We start from the raw sequence: 15,675 nt of genomic DNA on the forward strand, positions 1-15,675 counted from the left end.
AACGACGCATCCTGCCGGGTCGCCGCGAAGGCCGGCTACGTCCTCGAGGGCGTCATGCGCGGCGCCTGGCGAGAGCCGGACGGGACGAGGCTCGACGACCACCTGCACGCCCGGCTGACCATCGACCCGTACCCGGCCTAGCGAACCCACATCTGGTCGAAGAGGGGTCCGAGCAGGGCGCTCGACCGGTAGTTGCCCACGCGCTGCGACACCAGCCAGTGCTGCTCCCCGTAGCTCAGAGGGACGGCCACGGCGTCCTCGTCCAGCCTGGTGAAGACGCGCCGCCACATGCGGTCAGCGAGACCTGGATCTTCGTCCTGCGCAGCCTTGGCCGACGCTGCCAGACGATCGAGCTCTTCGTTGCAGTATTGGCCTGGTGATGTCATGCAGGAGAAGAGATACTCGTAGAACGTGCTGGCGCCCACGTAGTCCGGGAACCACCCGTTGGGCGCGACGTTCTTGTGGGTTTCAGGCTCGTACACACCTGTCCAGAACGCGGCGTTGCCGTTGAGGTGCAACCTCGGGTCGTAGCCCAGCCGCCGAAGTATTCGAGAGAGGTACCTGCCCTCTTCTGCTACATCTTTCCACCACCACACGTCGACCCGTTGGCCAGCGGTGCCCGACCGCTGCACCAGCATCCTGGCTCGGGCGAAGTCGGGCCCGTGCCACTCACCTGTGGAGGCCTCGGGGTTGCTGCTGTAGCGGCACGTCGGCTGGTATCCCGGGAAGCTCGGGGGCAGCACCTGGCACGCCGCATCCCCACGAGTCTTGTAGGGACCGTTGAACTGGCTCTTGTCTATCGCGAAGGCGAGCGCCCGGCGGGCGCTGCGGCTGTCGAAGGGCGGCTCATGGGTGTTGAGCTGCAAGTACCAGATGAAGGCGAACTGGCTGCGGTGGACGAGGTCCGGGTGGTCGAGCTGCAGCTGACGCAGCCGTGCATCCGGCATCCCGCCCAACCACACGGCGTCGACGTCACCGGTCAGCGCCGACCGGAGCCGTTCATCCGGTTTCATCGCCGAAAGCGCGATCCGGTCGGGGTAGCCAGGGGGCCGAGCTTGGGTCGACCAGGGGCGGTAGTACCGGTTGCGCACGAGGACCAGCTGCGTATCCGGCGTGAAGGAGGCGACAGCGTACGGCCCGGTGCCCGGGAGGGGGTCCTTTGCCGAGACCGGGCCAGTCGGTGACCCTGATGGCGCGGGGGTTGCCGGGCTGAGCGCCAGCTTGCCCAGGAAGTCCGGGTCCGAGGCGCGCAAGTGGAACGACACCGAATGAGCACCGGTGGTGATTCCGTCGGACAGGTCGCACGGGCGGTTTCGCCACCCGGCTTTGAGCCTCGTCCAGCACTCCTGCGCACCATTGATGGCGAAATAGAGGTGGGCCGCGCCGGTCCCCTTCACCGCATCCGCCATGAGTGCCCTGGCGATGCCGCGGCGGAAGTCTGCCGGTCGAAGGAGGCGCCCGTCCGAGTAGCGGATGCCCCGGCGGACGGTGAACGTATAGGTGCGCCCACTGTTGGTGGGCTCGGGCATCGACTCGGCGAGATCTGGAACCAGGTCGTACCCGTCGGCGCCGTCCGCCTTGCGCAGGGTCACCAACCCGTCGTAGAGGAGCGGCATGAGGGTCGGCGGCGTGGTGCCCAGCGCCGGGTCCGACACCGGGCTCCCGCGAACGCCCTTCCCCGGGGACAGCGCCACTCTGAGAGTCCCACCGATGTGCGACGCGTCGGCGAACGGCGCAGTGGCCACCCATAGCCGGTCGTCCGCAATGGTGATGCCCTGCGGCGAGGCACCCAGCGGCACTGTCCCGTCGACCGCGTTCCGTCTCGGGTCGACACGCACCACAGCCCCACGGGCAGGCACGCTCACCCACACCGACCCGGCCGCTGCGGCCACCGCCACGGGCGCCTCGCCGACGGGGACGGTGGCAACGGTCCTCATCGTCCTGCTGTCGATGTGCGACACCGACTGCTCGAGGCCGTTGGCCACCCAGATGCCCCGATCGACAGTGACCAGGGCCGTAGGGCCCGAACCGACGCGGATTAGGGCAGTGACCTGCATAGTGCGGGCATCGACGGCTGTCACCGTGCCATCGCCGCCGTTCGCCACCCAGACCTTCCCGTGGCTGACTGCGACGGCCCTCGGTTGCCGGCCCACCGATATCTGACCGGTCACGTTCCCGGTGCGAAGGTCGATGCGGACCAGCGAGCCGTCCATCTTGGAGACGACCCACAGGGCGCCGGCCCCCACCGCGAGCGCCACCGGCTGGTTCCCGACGTCCGTGCGGGACGCCTCCTCATCGACCTTCAGGCTGAATCGTCGTACGAACCGGTCGGATCCGTTGACGGTCCACAGGTCGCTTCTGGTCGCGACGACGGCGATCGGAGAGTCGGTCGATCTGATCCGACGGACGCGGTCTGAGCCGAGATCCATCCGCGCCAGCGAGCCGCCGTTTGCGTGCGTCACCCAGACGCCACCTGGCACGGCAGCCAGGCTCTCGGGCGAGTCCCCGGCGTCCACCGCCTCGACCACCTTGGCGGAGTCCGGGTCGATGACCGCGACCGCGCCGGGGGGAACCTCGACCGGGTCCTCGTCGAGCTGCAGCTGCACGCCTGCGGCCAGGCCGGCCAGGACGACCGCCAGGACCGACAACCCGACAACCCAGGCCACGGAGGGTCGCCGGCGGCCGCGGCCGGTCACTGCGATCGCGGCTCGGAAGCGGTGGAGCTGGTCGGAGTCGAAGCTCCCGTCCCGGACCAGGACCACCCCCGTCGGTCGGGCCACCCCTTTGAGCCGGTGAGAACCCTTGTCGACGTAGGCCACGCCATCGAGTGGTCCGGCGAGGTGCACCAGCTCAGCGCTGGACAGCACCTCGCCCGCTCCAGCCCGCGCGCAGAGGCGAGCTGCGACGTTCAGAGCCGCCGCCGACCGGTTCGCGCCTTCGTCCGCCGGCTCACCGATGTCGAGCCCGACCCCTACCGGCAGCGGATCTCTGGGATCTCCGAGCGTCCTCGTGATGCAGCTCGCCTGCAGCCCGACCGCCGCGCGGACGGCGTCGCGCGGCGAAGCGAACTCGGCCAGCACCTGGTCACCCCACGTGCCTCGCACCGAGCCGCTGTGGGCGTCCGCGATGCCCGCGGCGATCGACACGAAGGTGTCGGCCAGGTGTGCGGCCGCTTGGGCGCCGTAGCGGTCGGTGTACGCCGTGAACCCGCGGATGTCGGCGAAGAGGAAGGCCACCAGGGGGTGTCGGGCGTGGTCGTTCCCGACAAGAGCAGGACGCTGCGCGGGCACCTGCCGCACACCCTCGTCGGCAGGCTGCTGCGGCCCGTCCACGCCTTCGAGAGTTGCACCTGCAGAGCGCCGTGACCAGCCCCGTTGGACGTGCGCCAGCCGGCGGGTCGAGCGGTCGGAGGTCTCAGCCGTCCGAGTAGAGCCGGTCCGGCCGGATCCCCACGATCCGGTGCCCCATCCGAGCGATGGAGCCGTCTGCCTCGAGGTTCATCAACACCCGGTTCACCTGCTGGCGGGAGCCGCCGATCTGACGGGCCAGGTCGCCCTGGCTCAGATCGACCTCCACCGGCACCAGTCCGTCCGGCGGCACTTCGCCCAGCCGCGGCGGGAGGAAGGTCGACAGGTGCTTCTCGACCCGGTGCGGCAGGTCGAGCAGTGCCGCGTCACAAGCCTGCTCGTCCAGCCGCCGCACCAGCGCGGCCATCGACAGCAGCAACGCCTGGGTGACCGAGGGCTGCCTTCCCATCAGGTCGACCACGGCACGACGGGGGACGACGACCAGAACGGACCTCTTGCGTGCGGTCACCGTGGCGACCCGCGGGCCGTCGTCCACGAGAACGAGCTCGCCGAAGTGGTGGTTGGCCCCGAGGACGGCCAGCAGCACGTCGCGGCCATCAGCCGAGGACAAGGACACGGCGACGGAGCCCGACGCGACGACATACATGCAGTCGCCCGCGTCACCGCGCAGGAACACGATCTCGCCAGGGCCGTAGGTCCGCTCGCCACATGCCGATGCCAGCCGGTCGAGCTCCGCCTCGTCGAGGGAGCGGAACGCGGCCGACTGGCTCAGCGCGGATGACGTCGTACGGCTCATCTGAGCTCGGATCTACGGGGTCACGAGACCGTGGTGGCCGGCGTGGGTGCGGTGCCACACTACGGCGACCAGGGCGACGGTGGCGATGGCCAGCACTGCAGAGACGCTGGTGAGCAACCACGGGAAGTCGGTCCCCACGGCGGCGCTGCTGCCCTGGCCCGAGCCCCCGGGCGGGAACTCCTCGCGGATCGGGGCTGGGCCGGCGAAGGCCGCGGTGCTACCGGCAAACGTCAGGAACAGCGTTGCCGAGGCCACCTGGAGGACCCGGCGCAGGGTGTGGTTCACGGTGATCTCCTAGCTCGTGTTCGCGGCGGGATTGCCGCTGGTCCTGAGCCTGCGCGGCCGCCGCCGCGGACGGTGTCACGCCCGAGACAGGCGGCTGCGCTCGCCGTGTGAGGCGCAGCACAGAATCGGGCGACGTGCGTGTCAGCCGGGCAGGGCCCTCCTGACGGCTGCGGCCAGGTCGCCGCGCTCCTCCACCACCACGTCGGCAAGCCCGAGCCACTCGGCCATCGTTCGCAGCTCGGCGGACAGCTCGACCGCGGTCTCCGGCGGGGCGGTCGGCTCGGCGAACGCCGAGCGGACCCGCAGCACGCCGGCGCCGGCTAACGCGAGCCGGTCGGCCTTGAGGTCCACCCGCGCCACCAGCCGGTCGCCGAGCAGGAACGGGAGCACGTAGTAGCCGTGCACCCGCTTGTGCTCCGGGACGTAGATCTCGATCCGGTAGTGGAAGTCGAAGAGGTGCTCGGCGCGCCACCGGAACCAGACCAGAGGGTCGAAGGGCACCAGCAGCGCCCGGGCCCCCACCGCGCGGGGCAGCCGCGCCTCGTGGTGCAGGTAGGCCGGCCGCGACCAGCCCTCGACCTCGACCGGCAGCAGCTCACCCGCGTCGACCAGCGCCGCGACCGCCGCCTTTGTGTCGTCCTGGCGCATCCGGAAGTAGTCGCGCAGGCACGGCTCCGACGCGACGCCGTGGGCCCGCGCCGCGATGCGCACCAGCTCGAGGAACGCCTCCTCGTCCGACGGCTCCGGCGCGGCGAGCACCTCGCGAGGCAGCACCCGCTCCGGCAGCGCGTAGCGCCGCTCGAAGGACGAGGTGCGCCCCGCGGACGCGACCTCGCCGGAGTCGAAGAGGAACTCGCAGGCGCGCTTGACCTCTGACCAGTTCCACCCCCAGTGCTCCTTCGACCGCGGGATGTCGTGCGCGAGGGCCGCCTCGACCTGGGTGGCGGTCATCGGGACCGCGCGGTCGGTGACCTCGGCGAGCACGGCCTTGACCAGGTCCGGCCGCTGCACGGCGATCGACCTGATGCCGCCCCACGCCTCCTCGGAGCGGTGCATCCGCCAGCCCATCAGGCGCCGGGTGCTCGGGGGGATCAGGCTCGCCTCGTGCGCCCAGTACTCGACGAGGCGGCGCGGCGCCTTGTTGGTGGCCCGGTCGAGCAGGCTCCGGTCGTACGGCCCCAGGCGCGAGAACAGCGGCAGGTAGTGCGCCCGGCTGAGCACGTTGACGCTGTCGATCTGCAGCAGCCCGATCCGGTCGACCGTGCGGGTCAGGTGACGCATCCCCGGCTCGGCCGGGCGCGGGGCAGCCAGGCCCTGGGCGGCGACGGCCACCCGGCGGGCGCGGGCACGCGATAGCCGGGTCAGACGGGTCCCACGGGTCAGGTCGGGCATGGTCCGGGACATCGGCCGCGATGCTGCCACGCGGCGGTGACACCGGCTGCGAGGATCGCCGGATGAGGCGTGGGCGAGGGGTGGCGAGAGCGGCAGTGGCGGGCCGGTCGGTGGTCGCGGCCTGCGTCGCCGCCTGCGTGTGGGTGCCGTCGGTGTCGGCCGCCGGTGAGGTGCACGAGCAGCGCGTCGTCGGTACGTCCGCCGGCGACCGTGAGCTCGTCGCCGCGCACCGCTGGGCCGACGGAGCGACCCGCACGATCCTGGTCATCGGCTCGATGCACGGGGACGAGCCGGCCGGGACCCGGGTCGTCCGCCGGCTGCGGTCCACCCCGGTGCCGCCAGAGGTCGACCTGTGGCTGGTGCCGACCATGAACCCGGACGGCGCAGCAGCCGGACGACGTACCAACGACCACGGCGTCGACCTCAACCGCAACTTCCCCCGGCACTGGGTCGAGGCCGGCGAGGGCACCGCCACCTGGTCGGGGCCCGCGCCGTCGAGCGAGCCAGAGACGCGCGCGGTGCAGGCGCTGCTGCGCCAGGTGCGGCCGCGCACGGTTGTGGTGCTGCACCAGCCGCTGTTCGGGGTCGACGCCTACCGGGCGAAGTCGTTGACGCTGGTGCACCGGCTGGCGCGCGAGCTCGACCTGCCGGTGCGCTCCTTCGACTGCGGCGGCGGGTGCCACGGGACGCTGACCGACTGGCACAACGCTCGGCTGCCCGGCCGAGCCGTCACCGTCGAGCTGGCCCGGACGGCGAGCGACTGGCGGGTGCGCCACTCGGCCCGCGGCCTCCTGCAGGTCGCCGCCGACCCCTGAGCGGCAGCCGGCCCGGTGAGCTCTCGCACCGGCGCACATGGCTTGGCGGCTCCGTACGTGCGACGACGCGGCTTGACTCGCGTGGCCGGGCCAAGCACGCTGCACGCTGACCCGGTCCGCACCACGGAGGCCCCCGGTGAGCAGGCTGAAGCACAGTTGGACCCAGGTCGGCAACCGGATCGGTGTATGGATGTACCGGACCCTCGACGGCCGGCTGTCCAGCGGGCGCAAGGACGTCCACGTCCTGATGCTCACCAGCCCGGGACGTCGGTCCGGAGTCTCGCGCTCGACATGCGTCCGGTATCTCGAGACACCGGACGGATACGTCGTGTGGGGAACCGGGGCGGGCTCGCCCCGTGACCCGGACTGGTTCCGCAACCTCCGCGCCGCTCCTGCGGTCGTGGTCCAGGTGAGGGACCGGCTCGTGACGGTCACGGCCCGGGAGCTGCGCGGGAGTGAGCGCGATGCGACGTGGGAGGACGTCGTCCTCGCGCGCGCACCCGAGGTGCAGAAGTACGCGCGCCGTGCCGGCCGCACGATCCCGGTCGCCGTGCTCACGCCGGTGGTGGACGGGTCGACCACGGCGTGAGCCTCCACCCGGACGCCGACGACCTGGTCCGGTCGTTCGGCGAAGCGCTGCGCCCGGTCGCGGGGGTGAGCGCCTTCTGGGTGGCTGGGTCACTGGCGGCCGGCGACTACCGACCAGGGATCAGTGACCTCGACCTGGTGGCGCTGGTCGAGTCACCCCTGAACCACGAGCAGCAACGCGGACTGACCGACCTGCACGGCGGGCTCATGGACCACGACGACCGCGCCACGAAGCTGCACTGCGACTACCTGTCGGCGACCGAGCTGGACGACGTCGCCGCTGAGCACCTGCGGTGGGCGCACGGCGAGCTGTACCGCCACGCACTGAGCGGGATCGCCCGCGCCGAGCTGCTCCGCTTCGGCGTCACGGTCTACGGCCCGTCACCGGCCGACGTCCTGCCACCGGTCGATGACGCCGATCTCGCAGTGGCGGTGCGCGGCGAGCTCACGGGCTACTGGACCGACGCCCTGCGCAAGCCGCACCTCTGGCTGCAGGACGTCTACGTCGACATCGGCCTCTTCACGCTGGCCCGTGCCGTGGCGACCCTGCAGGACGGCAGGCTGGTCACCAAGGAGGAGGCGCTGCCACGGCTGGCCGGGCTCGGTGTCGACCCCGACCTGGTCGCCGAGATGACGCAGCGTCGGCACGGTCGACCGGTGCGGCTGTCCGCACTCCAGCGACTGGCCCGGGCGCGGCACGTGCGCCAGGTCATGGCCCGCGGCATCGCCGACCTCACCGGGCCGACCCGGTCGAGGTGACCCTGGCTCAGGTGAGCGGCGGCAGGTCCTGCTCGAGGTCGAGTACCGACCGGAACAGGTCGCCGCGCTCCAGCACCCGGTCGACCACGGTCCGCAACGGGAAGCCGTCCGACCGCAGCGCGGGGTCGTCCAGCTCGTCCCAGGAGATCGGCATCGACACCGGCGCACCCGGCGCAGGCCGTGGGCTGTAGGGCGCCACCAGGGTCTTGTTGACGGCGTTCTGCGTGTAGTCGAGCCGGGCCAGACCACCGCGGTCGCCCTTGCCCCACTTCCAGCTCACCAGCTCGGGCACGACGGCACCGACCGACTTGGACAGCCGCTCGACCCATGCCCGGGTCGCGGCGAAGTCCGGCGCGTTGCGCCCGGTGTGGCGCACCGGCACCCAGATCTGGATGCCGCGCCGGCCGGTCACCTTGGGCTGCCCGCGGACGCCGAGGTGCTCCAGTGCCGTGCGGTGCAGCCGAGCGAGCACGAGCAGGTCGTCCCACGAGGTCCGCTCCCCCGGGTCCAGGTCGACCATCGCGTAGGTCGGCCGCCGCGGGTCCGCGGTCAGCGACGTCCACGCGTGCCACTCCAATGCGCCGAAGTTCGCCGCCCACACCAGCGCGGCCGGCTCGTCGACGACCAGGTAGGTCGTGCTCTCGCCCTTGTCCGCCTCCGGGTTGTCCCACCGCGGCACCCAGTCCGGCGCGTGCTTCGGCAGCTCCTTGTGCCAGAAGCCCGGCCGGTCCGCGCCGTTGGGGTAGCGGTGCATGTTGAGGGCCCGGCCCCGCAGGTAGGGCAGCACGACCGGGGCGATCGCCGCGGCGTACCGCACGAGCTCGCGCTTGGTGACCGGCGGCTCGCCGTCGCGGCCGGGGAAGAGCGGCTTGTCGAGGTTGGTCAGCCGCAGCTCGCGCCCGTGCACCTCCCAGGTGCCGGCAGCGCCCAGCTCGTCGAGGGAGGCGAGGGCGTCACCGTCGAGCGGTGCCGGCGGGCGCAGGTCGACCGAGGCCTCGGTGAGCGGTGCGTCCGACCGCCAGAGGCGCTCCGGATCGGCCTTGACCTCGTCGTTGGTACGCCCGGACAGGACGGACCGCGGATGGTCCTCGGTGTCCCACCCGTCGACGGCCTGCTCGTCGTGCTTGTGCAGCAGCAGCCACTGCTCCTTCTCACCCCGCTGCTGACGACCGCGCCGCACCAGCACCAGCCGGCCGCGCAGCTTCTCGCCGAAGACGTCGGCATGCAGCTCCCCCGCCTCCACGGCGGCCGCCGGGTCGTCGGTGGCGTGCGGCTCCCAGGTGCCGATGTCCCAGACGATCACGTCGCCGCCGCCGTACTCGCCGGCCGGGATCACGCCCTCGAAGTCGAGGTACTCGACCGGGTGGTCCTCGACGTGCACCGCCATCCGGCGCGTCGACGGGTCCAGCGTCGGCCCGCGCGGCACCGCCCAGGACACCAGCACGCCGTCGATCTCGAAACGCAGGTCGTAGTGCAGGCGCCGGGCCCGGTGCCGCTGCACGACGAAGCGTGGCCGGTCACCGGGAGGCGGCACCTGGACGACGGGGGCACCGGACGGTTCGGGTGTGCTCGCGAAGTCGCGCATCCCGCGGTAGCGGGTCAGGCGGTCCTTCGGCACCTACGGACTGTGCCCGGGCCGGCACCGCCGACACACCAGCGAGCCGACGCTTAGGTGATCTCGAGCAGCTTCTCGCGCACCGCGTAGACCACGGCCTCCATCCGGGAGTGCAGCTGCAGCTTCTCCAGGATGTTGCGGATGTGGTTCTTCACGGTGTTCTCGGAGATGAAGAGCTCCTTGGCGATGTCGCGGTTGTTCAGCCCGCGTGCCACCAGCTTGAGCACCTCGAGCTCGCGGTCGGTCAGCCGCGGTGCCGGCACCTGCTGGCGCTCGTCGCCCTTCTTGATCATCGTCGCGAACTCGGTGAGCAGCTTGGAGGCCATCGACGGGCTGATCAGCGACTGCCCGCCGGCCACCGACCGGATCGCCGCCGCGACCTCGTCGATCGAGATCTCCTTGAGCAGGTAGCCGCTCGCGCCGGCCTTGATGGCGTCGTAGAGGTCGGCCTCGTCGTCGCTGATCGTCAGCATCACGATCTTGGAGCTCGGGACGACGTCCTTGATGGCGGTGCAGGCCTCGATGCCGCTGCGCCGCGGCATGCGTACGTCCATCAGCACGATGTCGGGGAGCAGCTGCGAGGCGAGGTCGACGGCCTCGGCGCCGTCACCGGCCTCGCCGACGACCTCGATGTCGGGCTCCTGGCCCAGCACCATCTCGAGCCCCCGGCGGAAGAGGGCGTGGTCGTCGACGACCAGGACGCGGATCGGCTCGCCGCCCGCGGCGGCCCGGCCAGGGCGGACGGCTCCCGTCGACAGCTCGCTCACCCGCACCCCTCTCGTCCCCGTGTACCGACCCCGGGCCGATCTGCACAGCCCGTGCACTATGGCACGTCTGCGCTGGTCAGGCAGGCGGTCCGGGAACTCGCCGACCGGTTTCAGGCACCCAGCCGGATCACGCCGTACTGGTAGCCGCGGCGCCGGTAGACCACGCTCGGCCGGGCGGTCTCGGCGTCGACGAAGAGGAAGAAGTCGTGCCCGACCAGCTCCATCTCGTACAGCGCCTGGTCGAGGTCCATGGGCACGGCATCGTGGACCTTCTCCCGGACGTACATCGGGCCCTCGTCGGGGATGCCGGTCCAGTCCGACCGAGCCTCCTCGACCAGGTCGGCCGGAAACGTCGCGGCGGCACCGTTGACCGAGTCCAGCCCGGCGGTGGCGACCGCGACCGACACCGGCGTCTTCGCGCCGTGGTGCACCTTGCGCCGGTCCCGGGCCCGGCGCAGCCGGCTCTCCAGCTTGGTGACCGCGAGGTCGAGGGCGGCGTAGCAGTCCTGCGCGGCGGCCTCGGCGCGCACCACCGGCCCGCGGGAGCGGATCGTCAGCTCGATGACCTCACGCTGGTCGGACAGCCGTGGGTTGCGCTCCTGCGAGCACTCGACGTCGATGCTGATCACCTTGGCGTCGTACCGCTCGATCCGCGCCAGCTTCTCGGTCGCGTGCTGGCGGAAACGGTCGGCGACCTCGGTGTTGCGTCCCTTGACGACGATGTCCACGAACTGGTCCTCCACGTCCTGCGGCGTCAGGTGGCCTGGGTCTGCGGTGCGGACGAGCACCCGCCCGGCCGACCTGGTCTTCGTCCCCACATCCGCCTGCTGAGGGTCTCGCGGCGTCGACCGCCACTACCCCCCTTCTCCCGGGTCGGAGGCCATCTGGACCTCCGTCGGGGCAGGACTTACTCCTAAGCCGCACCGTGATCGGACGACGAGAAGTCGCCTTACGTGGGCCGTTTCGCCTGCGGCTGGCATCGGCTTGCCGGACCTGCGCCCCGCGAGGAGCGATCGGTCCGACGCAACCACGGACCCGGGCGGGTGCCATGACGAAACGCTAGCCCCATGTCACGCCCGGCGACACCCCGGGGACCGTACGTCGCGAGGTCGCCGCGACGGTGGCCGCGCCGAGCACGACCGCTCCGGCCGCACGCAGGCACCGGGCGCACTCGGCCAGGGTCGCCCCCGTGGTCACCACGTCGTCGACCACCACCACAGCCCGCCCGGCCACCAGCTGCTCACCGCCGGCCACGACCCGCAGCGCCCCCGTCAGGTTCGCGGCCCGGGCGGCCGCGTCCAGCCCGGCCTGGTCCGCCAGCCCTCGGGCGCCCCGCAGCGCCGGCAGCACCCGCACCGGAGCCCCCGTGCGACGCAGCACGGTCGCCGCCCGACGGGCCAGCCGCCGGGTCGGGTCGTCGCCCCGCGCCCGCACCGCCGCCGGTCTGGACGGGGCCGGCACCAGGAGGACCGTGGCCTCCCGGGCGCCGATGGCAGCCGCCACCGCCGTGGCCAGGGACGCGCCCAGCGGCACCACCAGCGCGCGCCTGCCCTCCTCCTTGTGGGCCAGGACCGCGGCCCGGGCCGGCCCGGCGTAGTCGGCGACCGCCCACGGCTGCGGCAGGCCGGCCGGCACCGGCGTCGGCCAGGCCGGCCGGGCCCGGCCGCACAGCACCGTGGCACAGAGCGGGCACAGGGCCGGGCCCGGCGCGGCACATCCGGCGCAGCCGTCCGGCAGCGCCAGGTCGGCCAGGTCGCGCAGCCACCCGCCGAGCACCCGCGGTGTCAAGGACGACGGCACCGGCTCATCGTTGCGCCCGGGCAGTCCCACCGGGGCAGTCGACGGCCGGCATGGGGACCGCCGGCGGCACCCGGCGGCCTGGGGACGACGTCTTCAGGCACTCGTGACGAGTGGTCGTCAGCCGGGGTAGGCCGGGTCGGACCCGGCACCGAGGGGCACCCATCCGCGACCGGAGGTGAACTGCACGAGCTGGCCGTCCGAGGTGCCGGCGACCAGCGGGCCGGACTCGGCGGACAGCGGCGCGGCGGCCACCGTGGTGAGGTCGGTCTCGGGCTCGACGGTGACGACCTGGTAGCCGTCGATGCTGGTGGTGAACGGCGCCACCGGTGCCCCCTCCAGGCTCCCGAGCACGGTGAGAGTGGTCGCGTTGGACCACGCGACGTCGCGCACGGCCCGGGCGCCCGACAGCACCTCGCGCACCGCCTCGATGGCGACCCTCGGGGTGCCGGTCGCGTCGGGCTCCAGCCCCTCGAGCCCGGTGACTGCGCCGAGCACCAGCCGGGCGCCCTGGCCGCGACCGGCCACCAGAGCGGCCCGTGCCCCGTCGCGCGACACCGCGATGGCCGTCGGCCGGCCGGGCAGCGACGGTGTCACCACCTCGACCGCCGGGCCCGACCCGCCGGGCAGCAGCAGCACCCGGTCGGTCGAGCGGTCGACGACCCAGAGGTTGCCGAGCGGGTCCCACGACGGGGGGCTGAGGTCCCCGCCGGTGAGGACCACCTCGAGGTCGCCGTCGGCGGCCAGCCGGCCGACCCGCAGGGTCCGCCCGTCGGGCGACACCGCGGCGACCTCGGTGGTGTCGAGGGAGACGGCGGGCGAGCGCAGCGGCGGGTCGCCGGTGCCGGCCGGCCCGACCACCGGCTGGAAGGCCCCCTCGATGATCCGCCCGACCACCCCGCCGCGCACCGCGTAGACCGAGGCGTTGTCGCCGAGGCCGTCCGGGTCGTAGGTGAGCCACGAGTTGCGGTCCTGGTCCTGGGCGACACCGGCCACGACCAGGTCGTCGCCGCCCGCGGTGATCCGCACCCGCTCGATGTCGGAGCCGAGCTGCTTGAGGGTCCACACGATCTGCGCCGACATCTGCTCGCGCTGGTCCTGGTCGGCGCGCAGCGCGTCCTCGTTGAGCGGCACGGTCGCCACCCCGTCACTGACCGGCACCGACTGGACCTCCAGGCTGGTCCCCTGCGGGAAGCCGGTGAGCACCGCGCGACGCAGTCCCGTCGTCGGTCCGCGGAGCAGCCGTGCCACCACCTTGGTCGGCAGGCCGGCCAGCTCCGGCACCAGGACCGTGTCGGGGACCAGCGAGTTGCGGGTCGGCGACAGGAAGAAGAGCGAGACCTGGCGATAGGCCTGGCTGACGTCGAGCTGGGACAGCAGCAGCCCGTCCTCGAGCTCCGCGATGCGCCACTCGCCGTCCTGCTGCTCGACGCGGAAGGCACGCGAGATCTCCGGCGCCCCGGCCGTGCGCCGGTAGGTGCCCTCGGCGTCGATCCGGGCCACCTCGGTCGCCCGTGCGACGACCGACCCGTCGCCCTGGTCCTCCACGACCGGGGGCGCGCCCCCGTCGTGCACCACGGTCCCGGCAGCCGGCCGCCAGGACTGCGCGGCCTGGTCGGTGAGGTAATCGCGGGCCACCTCGTGGTCGTTGCGGAAGTCCGCGCCGGCCGCCAGGAAGCCCTGGACCACCTGGGCAGCCGTCGCCCCCTCGACCGGCCCGTCGGCAATGAACGCGACGGCGTCGTCCGGGCGCTCCACCCGCAGGTCCTGCCCCTGCCGGACCGCGCCCGACGTGGGGATGGAGGCGCAGCCGGCGAGCGCGGCGCACAGCAGCACGAGCGCGAGGGACCTCGGGGACCTACGCACCGACGTCCTCCGTGGAGGCGACCCGCTGGTACGGCGCACCGGCCCGGACCACCGGGCGCCGCCGCCGCGCCGAGTCTGCGGGTTCGAGCGGGATCGGTGAGCCGTCCAGCTCCGTCCCCTGACGGCGCGGGAGGGTCAGCCGGAACTGGCAGCCGTCGCCCGGCTCGCCCCACGCCTGCAGCCAGCCGCCGTGCAGGTGGGCGTCCTCCATGGCGATCGACAGGCCCAAGCCGGTGCCGCCGGTGGTGCGGGCACGCGCCGGGTCGGCCCGCCAGAACCGGTTGAAGACCATCGTCACGTCGGAGGCCGCCAGTCCGACGCCGCGGTCGCGCACCGCCACCGCCACGGCCCCGTCGTCGGCGGCGACGAGGACGGTGACCGGCCGGCCCTCGCCGTGCTCGATCGCGTTGACGACCAGGTTGCGCAGCACCCGCTCGATGCGCCGGGGGTCGACCTCGGCGACCGCGCCCTCGGGCGGGCTGACCAGGGCGAGCACGCTGCCACGGCGGTCGGCGAGCGGCTCCATCGCCTCGACCACGTGCCGGGCCACCGAGGCGATGTCGGTCGGCTCGGCCTCGAGCAGCGCGGCCCCGGCGTCGTACCTGCTGATCTCGAGCAGGTCGGCGAGCAGCGACTCGAAGCGGTCGAGCTGGGCCTGCAGGATCTCCGCGCTGCGCTCCACCGACGGGTCGAAGCCGGCCCGGGCCTCGTGCAGCACGTCGGCCGCCATCCGCACCGTCGTCAGCGGGGTCCGCAGCTCGTGCGACACGTCGGAGACGAAGCGCCGCTGCACCCGGGACAGGTCCTCGAGCTGGCGGATCTGGCGCTGCAGGCTGGTCGCCATCCGGTTGAACGACGCGGCCAGCCGGGCCAAGTCGTCCTCGCCGCGCACCCGCATCCGCTCCTCGAGACGGCCCGCCGAGAGCCGCTCGGCGATGCGGGCGGCCATCCGGACCGGCGTGACGACCTGCCGGGTGACCAGCCAGGCGATCCCACCCAGCAGCACGACCAGGGCGAGCGCGCCCACCAGCAGGGCGCGCCGGACCAGGCCGAGGGTGTCCTGCTCCTTGTCGAGCGGGAAGATGTAGTAGAGCTCGTACGCCCCGATGCCGGGGATCTGGACCGGTGCCCCCACGACGATGACCGGCACCCGTCGGCCGGAGTCGCGCTGCACCGCGGCGTAGGTCCACAGCTGCGCCGACCGGGCCTGGACCTGCGGGCGCAGCGTGTCGAGCGCGGTGATGTCGGCGCCGGACGAGCTGCGGCCCAGCGGTGCCTCGGGCGAGTTGATGTCCGGCCCCTGCAGCAGCACGACGTCCTTGGTGCCCTCGGACCCGCCCCCGCGGGCCAGCTGGCGCACCAGGTCCGGCACCAGGGTGTCGAAGACGCCGGGCTCGCTGCGGTCGGCCGAGTCGAAGGCCTCCTGCGCGGTGCGAAGGCCGGTGCTCGCCTCGGCCAGCGACGCCTGCCGCCGGTCGTCGAGCAGACCGTCACGCACCTGGGTCACCAGCACGTTGCCCAGGAGCAGGATCGCGAGCAGGGAGGACGCCGTGGTGGTGGTGACGACGCGCAGCTTCAGCGAGCGGCGCCAGAGCGCGATCGAGCGCCGCCAGCCCCGGCGTACCTGGGTCCGGGCGCGCAGCAACACCTCCCGCGCCGGGCCTCCGCTCCCGCGGCCGGCGGGGAC

At 72.9% G+C, this 15,675-nt stretch carries 13 protein-coding genes; 3 read left to right on the forward strand and 10 right to left on the reverse strand.

The genetic code is table 11. The features are described 5' to 3' along the window. Positions 1–137: 137 nt before the first annotated feature. The 4 genes from VK640_17465 to VK640_17480 form a co-directional block, all read right to left on the reverse strand. Complete coding sequence (locus tag VK640_17465) at positions 138–2,606, reverse strand: ABC transporter substrate-binding protein (GenBank protein HTE74967.1); 2,469 nt, start codon at positions 2,604–2,606, stop codon at positions 138–140. An 808-nt stretch (positions 2,607–3,414) separates the two neighbouring features. Then, entirely contained in the window at positions 3,415–4,104 is a 690-nt protein-coding gene (locus VK640_17470) for a Crp/Fnr family transcriptional regulator (GenBank protein HTE74968.1), read from the reverse strand. A gap of 12 nt (positions 4,105–4,116) precedes the next feature. Further along, positions 4,117–4,389: a hypothetical protein gene (locus VK640_17475; protein HTE74969.1), complete on the reverse strand. Its 273-nt coding sequence runs from the start codon at positions 4,387–4,389 to the stop codon at positions 4,117–4,119. 141 nt (positions 4,390–4,530) lie between these two features. Next, on the reverse strand, positions 4,531–5,793 hold the full coding sequence (locus tag VK640_17480; GenBank protein ID HTE74970.1) for a crosslink repair DNA glycosylase YcaQ family protein: 1,263 nt from the start codon (positions 5,791–5,793) through the stop codon (positions 4,531–4,533). A gap of 50 nt (positions 5,794–5,843) precedes the next feature. Between VK640_17480 and VK640_17485 the strand changes: the two genes are divergently transcribed. The 3 genes from VK640_17485 (at position 5,844) to VK640_17495 (ending at position 7,943) form a co-directional block, all read left to right on the forward strand. Further along, positions 5,844–6,596, forward strand: coding sequence for a DUF2817 domain-containing protein (locus VK640_17485; protein ID HTE74971.1), 753 nt, complete (start codon positions 5,844–5,846; stop codon positions 6,594–6,596). Positions 6,597–6,732: 136 nt separating this feature from the next. Next, the gene (locus tag VK640_17490) at positions 6,733–7,185 is read left to right on the forward strand and encodes a nitroreductase/quinone reductase family protein (GenBank protein HTE74972.1); all 453 of its coding nucleotides are present in this window, start codon (positions 6,733–6,735) and stop codon (positions 7,183–7,185) included. Next, positions 7,182–7,943: a nucleotidyltransferase domain-containing protein gene (locus tag VK640_17495; protein HTE74973.1), complete on the forward strand. Its 762-nt coding sequence runs from the start codon at positions 7,182–7,184 to the stop codon at positions 7,941–7,943. The genes VK640_17490 and VK640_17495 overlap by 4 nt, the downstream gene beginning before the upstream one ends. A gap of 7 nt (positions 7,944–7,950) precedes the next feature. Here the strand turns inward: VK640_17495 and VK640_17500 are convergent, their stop codons facing one another. The 6 genes from VK640_17500 to mtrB all read right to left on the reverse strand — a co-directional run bounded on the left by VK640_17500 (position 7,951) and on the right by mtrB (position 15,636). Continuing rightward, a complete protein-coding gene (locus VK640_17500; protein ID HTE74974.1) occupies positions 7,951–9,561 on the reverse strand; it encodes a DNA polymerase ligase N-terminal domain-containing protein in 1,611 nt (536 codons plus the stop codon). A gap of 50 nt (positions 9,562–9,611) precedes the next feature. Beyond that, positions 9,612–10,325: a response regulator transcription factor gene (locus tag VK640_17505; protein ID HTE74975.1), complete on the reverse strand. Its 714-nt coding sequence runs from the start codon at positions 10,323–10,325 to the stop codon at positions 9,612–9,614. 110 nt (positions 10,326–10,435) lie between these two features. After that, on the reverse strand, positions 10,436–11,143 hold the full coding sequence (gene raiA / locus VK640_17510) for a ribosome-associated translation inhibitor RaiA (GenBank protein HTE74976.1): 708 nt from the start codon (positions 11,141–11,143) through the stop codon (positions 10,436–10,438). A gap of 241 nt (positions 11,144–11,384) precedes the next feature. Next, on the reverse strand, positions 11,385–12,125 hold the full coding sequence (locus VK640_17515; GenBank protein HTE74977.1) for a phosphoribosyltransferase family protein: 741 nt from the start codon (positions 12,123–12,125) through the stop codon (positions 11,385–11,387). 117 nt (positions 12,126–12,242) lie between these two features. Next, positions 12,243–13,988, reverse strand: coding sequence for an LpqB family beta-propeller domain-containing protein (locus VK640_17520; GenBank protein HTE74978.1), 1,746 nt, complete (start codon positions 13,986–13,988; stop codon positions 12,243–12,245). After that, positions 13,981–15,636, reverse strand: coding sequence for an MtrAB system histidine kinase MtrB (gene mtrB / locus VK640_17525; GenBank protein ID HTE74979.1), 1,656 nt, complete (start codon positions 15,634–15,636; stop codon positions 13,981–13,983). Before mtrB ends, VK640_17520 begins: the two co-directional genes overlap by 8 nt. Positions 15,637–15,675 lie beyond the last annotated feature (39 nt).

This window comes from Actinomycetes bacterium (assembly GCA_035489715.1).
GTDB lineage: Bacteria > Actinomycetota > Actinomycetes > JACCUZ01 > JACCUZ01 > DATHAP01.